General features: G+C 35.8%; 15 protein-coding genes. 7 read left to right on the top strand and 8 right to left on the bottom strand.

What is annotated here, in order from left to right:
- The 3 genes from ASE40_RS05760 to ASE40_RS05750 form a co-directional block, all read left to right on the top strand.
- Nucleotides 1–2,711 (top strand): Ig-like domain-containing protein (locus tag ASE40_RS05760; protein ID WP_198530107.1); only part of this gene is annotated, 2,711 nt, incomplete at its 5' end.
- 61 nt (nt 2,712–2,772) lie between these two features.
- Nucleotides 2,773–3,684, top strand: coding sequence for a type IX secretion system membrane protein PorP/SprF (locus tag ASE40_RS05755; RefSeq protein ID WP_057116019.1), 912 nt, complete (start codon nt 2,773–2,775; stop codon nt 3,682–3,684).
- 2 nt (nt 3,685–3,686) lie between these two features.
- The gene (locus ASE40_RS05750; protein ID WP_057116018.1) at nt 3,687–5,648 is read left to right on the top strand and encodes an OmpA family protein; all 1,962 of its coding nucleotides are present in this window, start codon (nt 3,687–3,689) and stop codon (nt 5,646–5,648) included.
- 147 nt (nt 5,649–5,795) lie between these two features.
- Here ASE40_RS05750 and ASE40_RS05745 read toward each other — a convergent pair whose 3' ends face one another.
- On the bottom strand, nt 5,796–6,263 hold the full coding sequence (locus ASE40_RS05745; protein ID WP_057116017.1) for an STAS/SEC14 domain-containing protein: 468 nt from the start codon (nt 6,261–6,263) through the stop codon (nt 5,796–5,798).
- Nucleotides 6,264–6,372: 109 nt separating this feature from the next.
- Nucleotides 6,373–7,131, bottom strand: a complete 759-nt coding sequence (locus ASE40_RS05740) for an SDR family oxidoreductase (RefSeq protein WP_057116016.1) — start codon at nt 7,129–7,131, stop codon at nt 6,373–6,375.
- A gap of 383 nt (nt 7,132–7,514) precedes the next feature.
- On the opposite strand from ASE40_RS05740, the gene ASE40_RS22280 reads away from it, so the two are divergent.
- Entirely contained in the window at nt 7,515–7,796 is a 282-nt protein-coding gene (locus tag ASE40_RS22280) for a hypothetical protein (protein WP_241774326.1), read from the top strand.
- 195 nt (nt 7,797–7,991) lie between these two features.
- Nucleotides 7,992–9,755: a mechanosensitive ion channel family protein gene (locus ASE40_RS05730; protein WP_057116014.1), complete on the top strand. Its 1,764-nt coding sequence runs from the start codon at nt 7,992–7,994 to the stop codon at nt 9,753–9,755.
- 122 nt (nt 9,756–9,877) lie between these two features.
- On the opposite strand, the gene ASE40_RS05725 is transcribed toward ASE40_RS05730, so the two are convergent.
- Entirely contained in the window at nt 9,878–10,840 is a 963-nt protein-coding gene (locus ASE40_RS05725; protein WP_057116013.1) for a hypothetical protein, read from the bottom strand.
- 439 nt (nt 10,841–11,279) lie between these two features.
- Here ASE40_RS05725 and ASE40_RS05720 point away from each other — a divergent pair, with 439 nt between their 5' ends.
- Nucleotides 11,280–11,882: a murein L,D-transpeptidase catalytic domain-containing protein gene (locus ASE40_RS05720; RefSeq protein ID WP_057116012.1), complete on the top strand. Its 603-nt coding sequence runs from the start codon at nt 11,280–11,282 to the stop codon at nt 11,880–11,882.
- Nucleotides 11,883–11,885: 3 nt separating this feature from the next.
- Here the strand turns inward: ASE40_RS05720 and ASE40_RS05715 are convergent, their stop codons facing one another.
- The 5 genes from ASE40_RS05715 to ASE40_RS05695 all read right to left on the bottom strand — a co-directional run bounded on the left by ASE40_RS05715 (nt 11,886) and on the right by ASE40_RS05695 (nt 15,334).
- On the bottom strand, nt 11,886–14,228 hold the full coding sequence (locus ASE40_RS05715) for an ATP-dependent helicase (protein WP_082586758.1): 2,343 nt from the start codon (nt 14,226–14,228) through the stop codon (nt 11,886–11,888).
- A gap of 234 nt (nt 14,229–14,462) precedes the next feature.
- Nucleotides 14,463–14,708 carry a hypothetical protein gene (locus ASE40_RS05710; protein WP_057116011.1) on the bottom strand — a complete coding sequence of 82 codons (246 nt, stop codon included), beginning with the start codon at nt 14,706–14,708 and terminating at the stop codon, nt 14,463–14,465.
- A gap of 27 nt (nt 14,709–14,735) precedes the next feature.
- A complete protein-coding gene (locus ASE40_RS05705; RefSeq protein ID WP_057116010.1) occupies nt 14,736–14,957 on the bottom strand; it encodes a hypothetical protein in 222 nt (73 codons plus the stop codon).
- Nucleotides 14,947–15,150, bottom strand: a complete 204-nt coding sequence (locus tag ASE40_RS05700) for a hypothetical protein (protein WP_057116009.1) — start codon at nt 15,148–15,150, stop codon at nt 14,947–14,949. Before ASE40_RS05700 ends, ASE40_RS05705 begins: the two co-directional genes overlap by 11 nt.
- Before the next feature lie 4 nt (nt 15,151–15,154).
- A complete protein-coding gene (locus tag ASE40_RS05695; protein WP_057116008.1) occupies nt 15,155–15,334 on the bottom strand; it encodes a DUF3606 domain-containing protein in 180 nt (59 codons plus the stop codon).
- 326 nt (nt 15,335–15,660) lie between these two features.
- Here ASE40_RS05695 and ASE40_RS05690 point away from each other — a divergent pair, with 326 nt between their 5' ends.
- Nucleotides 15,661–16,440, top strand: coding sequence for a hypothetical protein (locus tag ASE40_RS05690; protein ID WP_057116007.1), 780 nt, complete (start codon nt 15,661–15,663; stop codon nt 16,438–16,440).
- Nucleotides 16,441–16,895: the final 455 nt, after the last annotated feature.

The following is a 16,895-nucleotide window of genomic DNA, read 5'->3' as shown; positions in this document are numbered from 1 at the left end:
CGCCTTCAGCGGACTTTAATTCGGCAGCACCGGTAATTTTCCCTTATGTGGTTACCGATGGAACTCTGACAGCTTCAGCGAATATAGAAATCACCGTTACGGCAGTAAATGATGCTCCGTCAGCTGTAAAAGATGAATATACGGTTGCCGAAGATAATACAGTTACTTTAACACCGCTTATCAACGACACAGATATTGACGGCGATGCACTTTCTATCGTTTCAATCAACGGAACTGCATTAACAGGTTCAGCTCAGGTTATTACCGTTCCAGACGGAATAGTCAACATCTCAGCTTCAGGAGTAATTACTTTTACGCCATCAGCGGACTTTAATTCGGCAGCACCGGTAAGCTTCCCTTATGTGGTTACCGATGGAAGTCTGACGGCTTCAGCGAATATAGAAATCACCGTTACGGCAGTAAATGATGCTCCAATAGCAAATGATGATACAAATAATATAATTGTATCAACAGCAGGCGCAACAACCATCAATGCTTTAACAGCATCAGATGTTGACGGAACAATCGCTAATTATACAATTTTAACTTTGCCGCCAGACGGAGTATTAAGTTTAATGGGAACCCCGATTGCTGTAGGCCAGATATTGACACCAGCAGAAGCTACGATGATTACCTATACTCCAAGCGGTACATTTACTGGAAACGTTATGTTTACTTTTACCGCATCAGATGATTTAGGATTAACCGCAGTAACACCTGGAACAATCACAATTCCGATCGGTAATAATGCACCAGCAGCACATGATAATACCAATTCAAACATTCCTTCTAGAGCAGGAGCGACGGCAATTAAAGCGTTGACGGCAACTGATACTGACGGAACAATTATAAATTATATAGTAACTACATTACCAGCTCATGGAGTATTAGCTTTATCGGGAGTGCCTGTTACAGTTAATCAAACTTTAACACCTGCAGAGGCTGCCATGTTAACTTATGATCCAAGCGGTGCATTTTCTGGAAATGATACATTCACTTTCACTGCAACAGATAATAATGGAGCAGTTGATGCAACTCCGGCAACCATTACAATTACGGTTGATAAGACTACATTAGTAGCAACACCAGATCCAATAGGTACTGTAGTGGGTATAAATGAAGTAGTGGAAATAGTAAATGTTTTAACAAACGATACTTTAAACAACGATCCATTATTACCTATAGACGTTAAATTAGATGTTTTAGTTAAAGATCCTAATAATGTACTAACATTAAAACCAGACGGAACAGTTGAGTTAATTCCAAACGCTCCGGCAGGAAATTATTCTTTAACTTATGAAATCTGTGAGAAAGCAAATCCTTCTAACTGTACTTCAGCGATAGTTTCAGTTACGGTTGAAGCTCCTAAAATGACAGTTACAGCCAACAGTTATTGTTCAGACAATACGCCTTATGTTTCATATAATGTAAAAGCTGATAATTTCACACCAAAAGGGTTATTGACCATTAACTGGATCGACAGCGCTAATAATATTGTAGCAACTCAAACCAACATGCCTTTAAGCGGAAACGTATTATGGCCGGGTGCTGTGGTTGACAGCAATAATAAACCAATTGACTGGCCGGGATGGGTATTGGTTAACGGACAGTGGATTGAAGGTAATGACGGTTTTGAATTAACAAGACCAGCTGTTACAATGCAATTTACATTAAATCCTACAGAATCAGTAACAGTAAATTATCCTGCACCATCTTCTGGCTGTAATGCAAGGCCTTATTTCGGAATTGAAGCAGAAAATGATAATGATAATATAACTGCTGACGGAATTAATGGTTCAGCTGAATTAATTAATGTTTTAGACAATGATAAATTAAACGGTGCTCCAGTAAATCCAGCAGATGTTATTTTAACACCAAATAATTTTCCAGCAGGAATTACTTTAAATAGTGACGGAACAATTGATGTAGCTCCGGGAACTAAAGGAGGAAGCCATACATTAACCTATCAAATTTGTGAAAAAGCAAATCCATTAAACTGTAGTGATGCAACGGTTAATATTTTTGTGGAAGTGCCGTCAATCACGTTGGTTATGAAAGTGGAATTAAACGACCAAAATAAAAATGATAATGCAGAAGCTGGCGAAACTTTAACCTACACATATACAATTACAAATAACGGTAATGTACCTCTTCAAAATATTACAATTTCCAATCTTTTACCAGGAATTATAATTACTGGAGGACCAATAAGTTTAGCAGTAGGCGAAAGCGATTCTCACACTTTTACAGGAACTTATACTCTAACCCAGGCTGATATTAATGCTGGAAAAGTAGTGAATCAGGCAACTGCTTCAGGAACTACTCTAAGCGGTATAAAAGTAGAAGACAAATCAGATTCTAACAATGATAACGGAGATGCTCCAACAGAGATTGATGTGAACGGCTGTCAAGTAAAAATATATAATGCTGTTTCTTTGAACGGAGATGATATGAACGAGAGATTTTACATCAGAGGAATTGAATGTTACCCAGACAATACGGTTCAGATATTTAACCGCTGGGGAGTTTTGATTTTCGAAAGAGATCATTATAACAATAACGATGTTGTGTTTAAAGGTTTCTCAGAAGGCAGAACCACAATTAAAGAATCAAACGGACTGCCGGAAGGAACTTATTATTACATAGTAAGATACAAGGATAATAATTCAAGCCCTAAACAAGAGGCAGGATATTTATATCTGACTAAATAATATTCCTAATCAATTACAATGGCTTAGCCATAGGTTAAGCCATTATCTTAAAAATAAGTAAATGAAAAAAATAGTTTTAGTTTTATTGTTTTGTTCTGCCATCGGTTTTGCACAGCAGGATGCTCAGTATACACAATATATGCACAATACCATAAACATAAACCCTGCTTACGCTGGTTCAAGAGGAGTTATGAGTGTTTTTGGTTTGTACCGCACGCAGTGGGTCGGACTTGACGGCGCACCAGAAACAAGTACTTTATCATTAAATACGCCTATAAGTAACAGTAATATAGGATTGGGATTTTCCTTAATCAATGATAAAATAGGTCCAACAACTGAGAATAATTTTTCGGTAGATTTATCCTATTCAATTCAAACATCGGCTGCAGCCAAACTGTCTTTCGGGATTAAGGGATCTGGTAATTTTTTTAACCTTGATCCTAACAAGCTGACTATGGAACATCAGGGAGATCCACAGTTTTCTGATTTCAAGAATAAGTTTACACCAAATGTCGGTGCAGGTATTTATTACCATTCAGATAAAGGGTATATCGGATTGTCAGTTCCTAATTTTATAGAGTCAAGACGTTATGATGACAACGATACTGCGATCTACAAAGAACTTATTAATTATTATTTAATTGCAGGTTATGTATTCAATTTAGACCGTTATGAAACGATAAAATTTAAACCGGCAGCATTAGTAAAAGTAGTCGACGGGTCACCATTACAGTTCGATGTTTCTGCCAATTTTATGTTTAATGATAAATTTACTGCAGGAGTGTCTTACAGATGGAGTGCAGCTTTGAGTGCTATGGCTGGTTTTCAGCTAAATAAAAGCTTGTACATTGGTTATGCCTACGACCGAGAAACAACCAAATTAAATAATTACAATTCGGGTTCGCATGAAATCTTTCTGCGTTTTGAATTTATGAATAGTTTTAGCCGAATTACATCACCAAGATTTTTCTAATTATGAAAATGAAGAAAATATTATATACATTTTTTTTGTCTCTCTTTTTCTTAAATGCAGTAGCACAAAAATCAATTCTTGCCAAAGCTGAAAAAGAATACAATAATTACGCTTACGCGGATGCTATTGAAATTTATGAAAAGCTTGCAGCTAAAGGTTATGAAGATGAAAAAATGTTTCAGAGACTAGGAAATGCCTATTATTTTAATGCCGAGCTGCCAAAAGCGGCCGCGTGGTACGATAAGCTTTTTGCCTTAAATGCACAGCAGGAACTAGAGTATTTATACCGTTATGCACAGTCCCTTAAATCAATTGGAGATTATGCAAAAGCAGATAAAATGCTGGAGGTTTTCAATAAAAAAACAAATACAGACAGCCGTGGCATTTTGTTTGAAAATAACAAAAACTATCTGGAACAGATTAAATTAAATTCTGGCCGATTTGAAATTTCAAGTATAAATGTAAATTCTGAAAGTTCAGATTTCGGAAGTTCTTTTTTAAACAATAATTTAGTTTTCAGTTCAGCTAGAAAAATTGGTAAAGCAAAAGGGAAAACATTTAAATGGACCAATAAATCTTTCACCAATTTATACATTGCTCCAATAGATGCAGACGGAAATGTTTACAATCCTGTTCTTTTAAACAAAGAGATTAATTCAAAATTCAACGAATCAACTCCCGTATTTACAAAAGACGGCAAGACAATGTATTTTACCCGAAATAACTATTTAGATGGGAAACGCGGGAAAGATGATAAAAATATTACGCTATTAAAATTATACAAAGCAAATCTAGTAGATGGGAATTGGGTAAATATTACCGAACTTCCTTTTAACAGCGATAGATACAGCACTGCACATCCAGCTTTAAGTTTAGATGAAAAGAGATTATATTTTGCCTCAGATATGCCGGGAACATTCGGCCAGTCAGATTTATTCAGCGTACTGATCAACGCCGACGGATCATATGGCAGGCCGGAGAATCTCGGTCCATCAATTAATACAGAAGGTAGAGAAACTTTTCCTTTCATTTCAGCAGACAACGAATTGTATTTTGCAACTGACGGACGTCCTGGACTTGGTGGACTTGATATTGTCGTTTCTAAAATTTTGGAAACCGGCACCTTCGATCAGGTACAGAACATCGGGGAACCTGTTAATACAAAATTTGACGATTTTGCATTTATTATAGATAGTAATAGCCGTAAAGGTTATTTTTCTTCAAACAAGAAGGGTGGAGCAGGAAGTGATGATATCTACAAATTTACAGAAACCAGAAAATTGGTCTGCGAAAGAACTTTAACAGGAACAGTGCGCGACAGCCGACAAGGTGAAAAAATTGAAGGTGCTAAGGTTACTTTGTATGATCAAAACAACAAGCTGCTGCAAGAATTCATCACAGGAACTGATGGAGTCTATAGTTTTAAAGTCAACTGCGGTCAAAAGTATTCCGTTAGGGTAGAACGAAAAATGTATCCCGTTAAAGAAAATACGATCTTAATTTCTGCAGTTCTGGATAACAAACTGGATTTCACTTTAGAAAAAGTAAACATAGCGGGCATAGAAATGCCGGAACTAAAAACTATTAAAGTGGGAACAGATTTAGCTAAAACGCTAAATATTTCAATGATTTATTTTGATCTTGGAAAATGGAATATTACAGATGCAGCTGAAATAGAATTAAAGAAGATTTTAGCAGTAATGCAGGAATATCCGCAGATGAAAATCGATATACGTTCGCATACAGACAGTCGCTCATCTGCTAAATCAAATTTAATTTTATCCGACAAAAGAGCAAAATCAATTGTATCGTGGCTTGTTAAAAATGGTGTTGATTCCACTCGACTGAGAGGAAAAGGTTATGGAGAAAGCAAATTAATCAATAAGTGTAAAGATGGAGTAAAATGCTCTGAAGCAGAACATTTATTAAATAGAAGAAGTGAGTTTGTAATTTTGTCTATGTAATTTAACTGTACTAGTTTGTAATAAATAATCCCGCAGAACGTAATTGTTTTGCGGGATTGTTATTTTTAATAATTCTTTATTGATATTGTCAAGTGTTTTGGATAGACAGTTTTTAATCCTTAGTTAGTTCTGCTATATTTTGCGTTTTCAATCAAATTTCCTAAGATCTAAATCTGTATAGCCATTAGAGAAATTTTTTTCACCAAGGTCATCAGCATCACTATAAGATGGCGAGTTGTCAAAATATTGGATTTCATTACCGCTAACCCAGAGCAAGGCTTCTTTAAGTCTATCTTTCGAATAGGTTCGGAGTTCACCAGATACAATAAAACTAAAACTTCTGGCGAAAGACTGAACCTTTTGTGAGTTAGTAACAATCGCCGTGCGGTTCCATTTTCCGAAATTTCGGAGTCCGATCAAAGCATCTTCCACCCAAACAGGCATAATAAAATCTGGAAATTCTCCGTCTATAAAAAACAAAAAGTTGATCTCGTTGAATTTCTCAGATAATGATTTTACTGCTGGTGCTATGACAGTTTTGTAATCATCGGCCGTTAACTCTACCGAGGATTTGAATGCCACAGCCGTATCTGTAGTTTTTAGTATCTCTATCATATGACAATTAGATTTATAATTTTATTTGAATAATTTCAGCATTTTGAAATTAGATATCATTACATCTTTGAACAGATACCGGAGCGGAGTAGGGAACAAGCCCTAGGTTTTAAATAAACTGTTGATGCGGACGTATCTGCATGCTAACAATATCACATCTTTTAGGCTGGGAGAGACAAAAAAGAATACTCATTGCGATATCCTCGGCTTCCAACATTTCCAGTTTTTCAATTTTTTTCTCGTGTTCTTCCCTGTTTCCAGGCTGCATGTTGCTGGTTACTGCACCAGGTTCAATAAGTGACACTTTGATTCCCATCGGATTAAGTTCTTTTCTAAGGGAAGTGCTGAAACCTCGTATAGCTGATTTGGTAGCCACATACACGGTGCTGGTTTTCTCGCGGCTTTCAGCGCTCATGGATCCTATGTTAATAATATGTCCTGATTTCTGAGCCGACATTCTTTTGGCTGCTTCCTGAGCAAAAGCAATGTATCCCATTACATTGGCATCCACGATATACTTAAAATCTTCATAAGAGCATTCGGTAACTCCAGGGGCAGCAAGGGCAGCATTATTTATTAAAATATCAATACCTCCAAGGCTTTGATCCGTAATAGCCATTATTTTGTCAATATCCTCTTTTTTAGTTACATCTGCTGGAGTGCCATATAGTACTGCATCGGGGAACTGTTGTTTAATATCAGCAACAGCTTTTTCAAAATCTTCAGGATCTCTTCCAAAGATCAGCACATGCCCGCCGAGTGCGGCTAATAAATCTGCTGTTGCTTTTCCAATACCAGTTGTGCCCCCAGTTATTACAATTCTTTTTCCTTTTATTTTTTGTCCTAAATAATCTGATAATTGTTTCATAATGTTGATTTAAATATTAAAGGTGGGTAAATTATACTATCAAATTTAAAAGAAACATTTTCAGCATCAGTTATAGGTTTTTTAGTTCTAATTGTATTATTATCAGGTTGTTGTATGTGGAAATTTTATAATATTACGATATAAAATCTAGAACAGTTCGACTTTGTTTTTTTGTAATTATGTTAAATTTTATTTTTTAAACAATGTTTAATTTAAGTTGAAGGAATATGAAATTATCGCACGAAATAATTAATGGGATTTATATTTTTATGGCAATTGGTTTATTTTTTATACTGCTGGAAATTATAGATTTATCTCACCTGTTTTATCTGCGTCTGCTAAACATATTTTTTATTATTTATGGCGTTAATAGAACCCTTAATATGAATCGTAGAGAGGGTAACAATAATTTTATGTTTAATGCAGTGTCTTCAATGCAGACTGCTTTTACGGGTGTGGTGCTGAGCATTGCAGCGCTGGTTATCTATAGTTATGCAAAAGGAGGAGATGGATATGTTATATCTTTATCTCAGGCATTTATGTTCGGTGGTGATCCATCGGTACCTGCTTATTGTCTTTCGCTATTATTTGAAGGAAGTGCCTCGTGTATTATTGTTACACTGATACTAATGCTGTATGGTAATAATAAATATAAAGCAGATTAAAATTAGATAATTCTTTTTTTTTCATGGAACTAGAAATAATAAATCTGCATATTTTAAAAAATAATTATGGCGAATGAAGATCTACTCTTTTGGTGCATGATTCAGATTTGCAATTCTCTTTTTTTTTAAAGGATTTCATTTTTCTTTTATTATTTCCTAATTTTAGTAGATAAAGTGCTGAAAAAGAAATAATATATGATTTTAGATATTAAGCGTTTACTGCTGTGTATGCTGTTTGCACTACTGCTGCCAAATACAACAATGGCTCAGTTGTTAAGTGCAGCTAAAACTCCTGTTGAAGAGTCTGTAAAAGTACCTGATGATTCTCTGGGAAGAAGAACGCCACAGGGAACAGTTAATGGATTTATTAAAGCTATAGGCGAACAGAACTATCTAAGAGCCAGTCAATATTTTGTTTTAAGTAAACGTTCGTATCGTAGAACTGCTGATCGAATTAAAATAGCTAAGACCTTTCAGCAGCTGCTGGATCAGGGAGGTAATCTTTCTCCATCATCCATTGTCAGCAATAAAGAAACTGGAAGAACAGATGATGATCTAGCAGCAGGTGTGGATCTTGTTGGAAATATTGCAGCAGGCAAAACAGCCATATCGTTGTACGTAGAAAACCAGTCAGATGACAGTCAGCCTGCCTTGTGGCTCTTTTCGGCTGAAACTGTAGAGTCAATTATGTCTGCCGATATCTCGGGCGAAAAGACTTTTTTGGATCGCGTGCTCCCGTCGGTTTTAAAAGAGCGAAAACTTGGTAATGTTCCTATAGGACACTGGGCAGTAGTAGTGGTGATGACTGTTGTATCTTACCTGCTATCCAGACTGTTACTTTTTGCAGCTGGTTATATTATACAAAAAGTATGGCGGAAAGCAGCGAGTGAAAGAGGAAAAGCTGTTATAGAAGCTTTTTCGCTGCCGGTTATGATGTATCTCACCGTTATTTTATTTGTAGCCTTAACCCAGCGGATGGGAATTTCGATCATTGTGCGCCAGCGCTTCAGCATTATTATAATCACTATTGGAATTGTCGCTTTTCTAATTCTGCTCTGGAGGCTGACTGATTTCGTAAGCCTTTATACCCGCAGCAGAATGAATAGGCGAGGACGTATTTCTGCCGTATCTGCCATATTATTTCTAAGCCGTACCACCAAAGCTGCTATTGTTTTCATAGGTATAATTGCGTTGCTGGGAATTATCGGCGTTGACGTTACAGCAGGACTTGCGGCATTAGGAATAGGAGGTATCGCCCTGGCCTTAGGTGCTCAGAAAACTATAGAGAATTTCGTTGGAAGTGTCAGTCTCATTGCCGACCAGCCCCTGCGGGTAGGTGATTACTGCCGAGTAGATGATATTAAAGGCACCGTAGAATCAATTGGAATGCGTTCCACAACACTTCGTACTTCTGCGCGAACCATAGTTACAATTCCAAATGGACAATTATCGGCCAGTAAAATAGAAAATTTTGCACACCGTGACCGCTTTATCTTTAATCCCATCTTTAATTTTAGGATGGATACAGCTCCAGACCAAATGCGCTATCTGTTGGTAGAGCTCCGCTCATTGTTATATGCACATCCCGCAGTACTAAATTCGCCTCCCGTGGTACGATTTACAGGAATAACAGCCGATGCTTTGAAAGTAGAAATTACAGCATATATAGAAGCTGTTAATTTTGATAAATCACAAGAAGTTCAAGAAGATCTGTTACTGCGTATGATGGATATAATCGAAAATAGCGGCACTGCATTAGCTTATCCTTCTCAGACATTATATATGTCAAAGGATACTGCTTTATCCAGTGAAAAAACAGCAGAAGTTTTACAAAAGGTTAAAAAGTGGAAAGATAATAATGAACTTCAGCTGCCTGAATTTGACCCCGCGCGCGTTGAGGAATTAAAAGGAAGCATTAAATATCCAGACGAAGGAAGTTATAAACCTGATGAGTCATAACGTAATGTAGGGAATTGCTTTTAGATTGAAATTTGAATTCCTGCTATTTGTAAGATTTCCATTGATTTTAGGTTGCTACACCATTGGCATTTGCACAATTAAATTATGCTGTAAATTGTAAATTATTTTCCAACTTGTGTTCTGGAGGCAATTAGGCGGAAGAGAGGTTCATATTTTTTAATATGAAGGTCAAGGTTTTTATTGCTTTCTACAGGTCCGATACTACCTTGAATACAGTATAATTTTCGGTCTTGGGTAAACATAAATTGCAGCATGCGTATTTTTATTTTTTCGTGAGGTATGTTTTCTTCTACTTCAACCATTATTGCAGGTCTGCCGTCAATTTTAATTGCTTCTGTACGAATCAGCTCAGTCTGGGGTGGTATAATTTCTGAGACTGATTTTTTATCCAATTTAAAATTTTGGTCTGCAGGCAGATCATATATGACTAGCAGTATTTTTTCAATCCCTTTCCCGTGAAAGCTTGTAAACTGCTGCACAGTTTGAGTCATTTCTGCTTCTTGGGCCTGCCAGCTTGCAGGGATAGGTATTTCCAGATCGGTTTCTGCAGCCTTGGGATGATCTTTTGTAGTAAAAATTTTTAAATGTCCATCTGTAATTTCTTGGTGTGGTACATCATGATAAGCAAATGAAATAATTCCTTTTGACTGAAGCGTATTTAATGTGCTCGATTTACTACTGATTTTTTCAAGAAAATCACGTGCATGCTGCTCCCTTTCAATAGGTCTTTCTGTCTGCTCGGTAAGCATAGCATTCAGTTGATTTTTTAAAGCATTGAAGCTTTCCTCAGGTAATTCATTGGACAGAAACTGCTCTATATTTTGTTCTGCTCGCGCAAACAAAACTGCTGTGCTCTTTGTTGCTGTTGTAATTTCACTTTTAAGTGCAGGAAATTGTTTGGCAATGTTTTTAAGTGCAGCGCTTCGGCCCTTTAAAAAAGCATAAGTTTCCACGGCTAGTGCAATCTTTGGACTATACTCCTGCACCTGCCCAAAGCCTAGCGTGGGAAGTACAAAGTACAAAACCAGTAGATTTTTTTTTATTTTATTTCTTGATATAATCATTGGAGGGAATTATTTAAGTTCCTTTTTTAATTATAACTTAGTGATTAAAAGCTGGCAGTATTGATTTTATCAAAATTGAGAATAGCATTTATTATTTTTATTATATGGTTTTTATACAACTTTATATAATTGCCATATGACCTTGCTTAATTTGCTAAGAAAAGTAAAAATCATAAAAGAGATTTATACCCCGACAACACTTGAATGTTCTTAAATTAAAGAGATTTAACTTCAAAAAGCATACTGAAATTCGGGATTATCTTAATAATTTTTTATTTTAAGAAAAAAAAATAGAAGCTAATTAGCATGATTTCAAATATTTATCATATATTTAACATCAAAAACATGGGAATAGTGTAAAATTTTATCATAATTTTGCAACATCAAAAGTGATTGATAGTACCCCAATCTGCTGTTTAACTTAATATAATGCCTGCATATGAGAATATTTTTAATGGCACTGCTTTTTTCTTTAAGTTCGTTCACTACCTACAATAGAGCGGATACTAAGGAAATATTAACGGAAGTAGAATTTGTAAGACTTACTGAGCACGTAAGTGAAATCAAATCCTTTACTGCTTCTAACCGTGGATACAGCAATAAGATTGCTTTTCTTGTGGATATGAAAATCAAATCAGGAAGAAATCGTTTCTTTGTATATGACCTTCAAAATGACAAGATACTAGATCAAGGGCTTGTTGCTCACGGATCTGGATCGGAGACTGGAATTAAAGGAGATATCTTGCAGTTCAGCAATACGCCAAACTCTAACTGCACATCGTTAGGACGCTACGGAGTAGAGAAGCCATATAATGGTGTTTTTGGAAAGGCTTTCAGGTTAAGCGGACTGGATCAGACCAACAGCAATGCGATGAAAAGAGCAATAGTATTGCACCGTTATAAAGAAGTTCCTGACGAAGAGAAAGAATACTACATCATTAATAGCCACGGCTGTCCAATGGTAAGCGATGTATTTTTTAAAAGACTGGAAAAAGTAATCGAAAGTTCAGATTCTAAAATCATGCTTTACGTTTATTACTAAATCCTAACTCCAGGGTTTCCACCATTTTTTTTCTTCTTCGCCGCTATCCTTATCCTTATTTAAGCTGGAATCCTGTGTTTCTTCAAATACGTTTTTCTTCGGCTCAGATTCTGTTTTTTCAAAGGGATTTGGAGTAGATTTTAAATGTTGTTGCAGGTCTTGGGGAGTAAAATCAGCAGTTTCATCAGTATTGGCATCTTCGACAGATGTTAAGTGTTTAAAGCTGAAATCTATTGGTTTTTCTTTTGCTATTGCAGCAAATTCCACAATATATTGGTTTTTTTCAACATCTACAGTTTTTACTTTCCCCTTATTCCAGACTGGATGCATAACCAGATCACCCTCCTTAAATGTTGTTTGGGTATCACTTTGTAAAACATTGGATTTTGTTTCATTGTTTTGAATAATCTCTGGCGAAAGTTTTCCTTTTCGTACATAAAACTCCTCACTGATTTCAAAGAGAAACCGTGAAGGATATTTGTTGAGGCCCGTAGTGAAGTTAAAACCCTCCGAATCAGTCATATAAAATCTTTTCTCAGCGCGTGTAACTGCCACATACATGAGTCTTCGTTCTTCCTCGATGGCACGTTTTCTTCTTTCTTTAATTGATAGAGCACTCGGCAGTATTCCTTCAGTAAAGCCGCATAAAAAGACATAAGGAAATTCAAGACCTTTAGAAATATGAATGGTCATAAGTCTTACCTTATCCTGCTGCTGGGTATCGGCATCCAAATCTGTATACAAGGCAATTTCCTGCAGATACTCAACAATGTTCACAGGAGCATTATTTTCCTTTTCTAGGAGCAGCATTGAATTTACAAGTTCTTTAATATTTTCAAGCCTGTCCTCATCACCATCTTTTCGGTAAAGATCAGAGAGTCCGCTCTTATCCAGTATGATTTTTACCAGGTCAGATATAGATTTGGTTTTAGCAGTTTCACGAAGTTCATTAATTAGTGCCAGAAAATCTACGGCACCTTTTTTAGCGAGTTCTTTATCGGCTATGTTTTTTTCCAATGCCTGGAGCAGAGAGAGATTTTGCTCTCCGGCTAAAAGACTAAGCCTTTCTAGAAATTTCTTGCCAAGACCCCTTGTGGGCTGATTGTGCATGCGCAGAAAAGAAAAATTATCTCCCTGAACAATAAGGCGTAACATCGAAAGGACGTCTTTTATCTCTTTTCTCTCAAAGAAACGAATTCCTCCAAAAATGGTATAAGGAATATTGTCTTTTATAAGCGCTTGCTCTATATTTCTGGAAAGATGGTTGGAACGGTATAATATAGTTATATCAGAGTATGAAGCATCTTCGGACTGCAATATTTCTTTTATTTCAGAAGCTATCCAGCGACTCTCCTCAAAATCATTTTTTCCGTGGAAATGCACTACTTCAAAGCCTTCGGGCTTATCGGTGATCATATCCTTATCAACCCTAATAGTATTATTTTTGATGATATGATTACCAACCTTCAAGATATTAGGAGTGGAGCGGTAATTGCGATTCATAATGATGGTCTGCGTATCAGGAAAGATAGTGTCAAATTCCACTAGATATTCAGGTTTGGCTCCACGCCATTCATAAATAGTCTGATCTGGATCCCCAACAAGGAAAAGGTTCTGATGTACGCGTGAGAGCATTTCAACTAAATGAAACTGGTTTTCAGAACTGTCCTGTGCCTCATCAACTTGAATATAGTGCAGGTTTTCCTGCCACTTTAAAAGTACATCAGGATTGTTGTCTAAAATGAACGCCGTGAAATGTATGAGATCATCAAAATCCAATGCATAATTTCGTTTTTGCTTGTCAAGGTATATCTGGAAAACACGGCTTGATAACGAATCACTCTCATCAGGCTCAAAGCTTTTGTTTTCAAGTATATAACCAAGGTAATTTGAAGTGCTTTTCTGCTTAGATATAAAGCGTAAAACTTGTTTAAAAGTCAAGTGTTTCGAATTGATCTGAAGCTCCGTGAAAACATCCCTGAGTATGCTTTTCTGATCTTCGGCATCCAAAATGATAAAATTCTTCGGATAATGTATTTTGTTGATTTCCTCGCGCAGGAATCTTACGCAAAAACCGTGATAGGTAGTAATAAAACTCACATCATAGTTATCTCCTATGAGAGCCTTGACACGTTTTTTCATTTCCTGAGCGGCTTTATTGGTAAAAGTCACGCCAAGTATGTTGGAAGAATTAATCCCCAGCCTGTCTACAATATAGGCAAATCGGGAAGTCAGCGCCTTTGTTTTTCCTGATCCTGCTCCAGCGATAACGCGTACGTAGCCTTCCGTGGTTTTAACGGCCTGCAGTTGGTTAGGATTAAGATTATCTAGAATCGGGTCATTCATTTTAAAACGGTAATTTTTTTGATCTATTTATTTTATTTTAAGCAGACTGATCAAAAAGTCTGTCATACAAATTTATGCAATTAATTTGATGTGAATCATCACGGTAAATAATTGCTTTTACGGCATATAAAAAATCCTGAAGAGAATCAGTAGTTTAAAGTACAAAACTCTTTTCAGGATCTTATGTTCACATCTTTTTGTTGTGCTATATAAGACAACTTTTTAGAAGGAGGGTTAATTATCTTCGTCATCTTCAACTGCCTTCTCTTCATCTAAGGTTCTTCTGTTAGCATCAGGATCTCGTTCATCTGGACGGGGGTTAGGGTGTTTTGAAGCATCACTATGTATTCCCGTGGTATCATTTTCATGCTGGTTGATGGCGGGATCCTTTTTCTCAATAAGTTCTGAATTTATGGAATCATCTGCTGCGTGATAGGTACGTTCATCCTGATCGTAATTATCGAAGTTTTCTCTTGACATAATTATATAATTTAGTTCTTTACTATTTTAAAATTTAAATAATTTTGAAGGATCGGTAGCTTCTTTAATACTCTTGCCTTCTGGATTATTTTTATTTTCTTTTTCCTTATCGTGCCATGGTCCGTCTTTAAGATGCACCGTTTCTGCTGCACTTTCTCCTGAAGATCCTTGATTCGTAATGCTTGGAGCACTTAGTATATCTTGATCTTCGGATTCATTATGAATTTCTTTATACTTGTTACTTTCCATGATTTTCTGGTTTTTCAGTTTTCTCTTTGTGATTTTTTAAGAGCTCCCTGGCCTGTTTGAGTCCTGTAGCAATTGCAATTCCTTCTTCCGCACCATCTAGAAGCAGTGCATTGGCTATTTCTACCGCTTTTTCCCTAAGCTCGGTCGGCTGATTCTTGTAAGATGGGGGATAATCCCCGTTATACCAAGGCATAATATCAGATGTTTTGTGTCAGATGTTTAGTAAAATCATCTACACTGGTTCCAGCGGCTCTGACAGCATTTTTCAAAACCTCTTCAGGCACATTTAATTTTTCGGACCAATATTGAATTTCTTGCGGTTCTGAAATATCGATATGAGCATCATCCACTTTTCCTATGTTTGCATTATCTTCCATGATTTTAATTTTTTTAGTTTATGCCAAAGTTACTATCAGGAAAAAAAATCCTGTTATATTATAAAATCCTATTTTTATAGGATTGCAATGATTTACAATGTGTTAAGGGTATTCTCGAAGTAGCAGATTTTCCACATAGCACTCATCTGAGAAGCTAGAACTACTTAAGTGGATTAATCCTGGCATATTACCATAATTGATTAAATTCGGCGGGAGATTAATAAAGAATAATTATATCAGTATTTTGACGTATAAATAATTGAAAGGATTGTAATACTTTTAAGGGTTGGAATTTAAAATATTTTATAAACTTAACATTTTCAATTATGGAAGAAACTGATAAATTGCTCACTTTAGAAAATAAATCTGATAATTCCAAAGAACAAAATAATGAATTGGTATTCTCGTACCTCACATTAAGAAATCTTATAGGCTTCAGCGGATTACTGCTTCCTGTAATTTTATCAGTATTTCCCAGAAGGCCATCTGATTTTTATGGTTTTGAACCCTCTATCAGCGACTATTTCTATACTGACCGTGGTGATATACTAGTAGTAGTTTTGTGTGTTTTAGGAACATTGCTTATTACTTATAAAGGTTATAACTGGAAAGAGCAGTTTTTAACATTTATTGCAGGAATCTGCGGAATGGGTGTTGCATTTGTGCCAACTGCAAAAGTCTGTTTGGATTGTCAGGACAGTGTTCATACCGGCAGCGGAGGAGTATTTGATTTTATTACTGGAAAATGGTGGCATTTTGCCTTTGCTGCAACTTTTCTATTCTGCCTTGCTATAATGTCCCTAGTGTTTTTTGTAAAGAAAAATGAAGATATCCCCATTAAATCATCTAATGGCTCCCTGACTCAAAAAGGAAAGCGTAATATTATCTATAAAATATGCGGCTGGGTGATTATTGGTTCTCTGCTGATTATGGGAATATATTTTATAGCGGGATGGAAATTTAAAAAGATTCCTTTTGTTTTTATTTTTGAATCCATTGCTGTAATAGCCTTCGGGATTTCATGGATTACAAAAGGACAGACATTATTGCCAGATGGTGAACATTATATTAGCAAAGGAATACATAAAATGAAAGGACTACTGTAAAGATGTCTTTTTAATAAATGAGTTACTGTAATAATTTTGCAGGATTTTAAATTATAACTTATTTGAATTAAAGATTCCGGAGGGCAGATAAATCCTGTAATTGAATTTTTGCTGCAATAACTTAATAATATATATAGTTTCATAAGGTTTTGACTTTTGTGAATATTGTATTTTTATATTTCATAAGTATGTAAATACATTTGTGAGCTGAATAATATAAGTGTTTTTATATTTTCTTTTGCTTAAAAATAGATATTGTAAGAAAAATTACCTGAATAATTTTAAAAATTTAAATACTTAAGTCTAATGTTATCAGAAACTTAGAGAAAAAATGTGAAAAATATTTAAAAAAAGTCATTAAAAAGTATTGTAAATACTGATAAACTCCCTACTTTTGCACCCGCTTTGAAACACAGGCGGAATAATAAAGAAGACACGTTCGTAGACATATTGAA

This window comes from Flavobacterium sp. Root935 (assembly GCF_001429295.1).
Lineage (GTDB): Bacteria > Bacteroidota > Bacteroidia > Flavobacteriales > Flavobacteriaceae > Flavobacterium.
This window is presented reverse-complemented; position numbering and strand designations above follow the sequence as displayed.

Excerpts from the sequence above, each read along its gene's own strand:
- ASE40_RS05690 (WP_057116007.1), top strand. The coding sequence starts at position 15,661 with ATGGAAGAAACTGATAAATTGCTCACTTTAGAAAATAAATCTGATAAT.
- ASE40_RS05745 (WP_057116017.1), bottom strand. The coding sequence starts at position 6,263 with ATGATAGAGATACTAAAAACTACAGATACGGCTGTGGCATTCAAATCC.
- ASE40_RS05720 (WP_057116012.1), top strand. The coding sequence starts at position 11,280 with ATGAGAATATTTTTAATGGCACTGCTTTTTTCTTTAAGTTCGTTCACT.
- ASE40_RS05695 (WP_057116008.1), bottom strand. The coding sequence starts at position 15,334 with ATGGAAGATAATGCAAACATAGGAAAAGTGGATGATGCTCATATCGAT.
- ASE40_RS05700 (WP_057116009.1), bottom strand. The coding sequence starts at position 15,150 with ATGCCTTGGTATAACGGGGATTATCCCCCATCTTACAAGAATCAGCCG.
- ASE40_RS05725 (WP_057116013.1), bottom strand. The coding sequence starts at position 10,840 with ATGATTATATCAAGAAATAAAATAAAAAAAAATCTACTGGTTTTGTAC.
- ASE40_RS05740 (WP_057116016.1), bottom strand. The coding sequence starts at position 7,131 with ATGAAACAATTATCAGATTATTTAGGACAAAAAATAAAAGGAAAAAGA.
- ASE40_RS05710 (WP_057116011.1), bottom strand. The coding sequence starts at position 14,708 with ATGTCAAGAGAAAACTTCGATAATTACGATCAGGATGAACGTACCTAT.
- ASE40_RS05755 (WP_057116019.1), top strand. The coding sequence starts at position 2,773 with ATGAAAAAAATAGTTTTAGTTTTATTGTTTTGTTCTGCCATCGGTTTT.
- ASE40_RS05730 (WP_057116014.1), top strand. The coding sequence starts at position 7,992 with ATGATTTTAGATATTAAGCGTTTACTGCTGTGTATGCTGTTTGCACTA.
- ASE40_RS22280 (WP_241774326.1), top strand. The coding sequence starts at position 7,515 with ATGAATCGTAGAGAGGGTAACAATAATTTTATGTTTAATGCAGTGTCT.
- ASE40_RS05715 (WP_082586758.1), bottom strand. The coding sequence starts at position 14,228 with ATGAATGACCCGATTCTAGATAATCTTAATCCTAACCAACTGCAGGCC.
- ASE40_RS05705 (WP_057116010.1), bottom strand. The coding sequence starts at position 14,957 with ATGGAAAGTAACAAGTATAAAGAAATTCATAATGAATCCGAAGATCAA.
- ASE40_RS05750 (WP_057116018.1), top strand. The coding sequence starts at position 3,687 with ATGAAAATGAAGAAAATATTATATACATTTTTTTTGTCTCTCTTTTTC.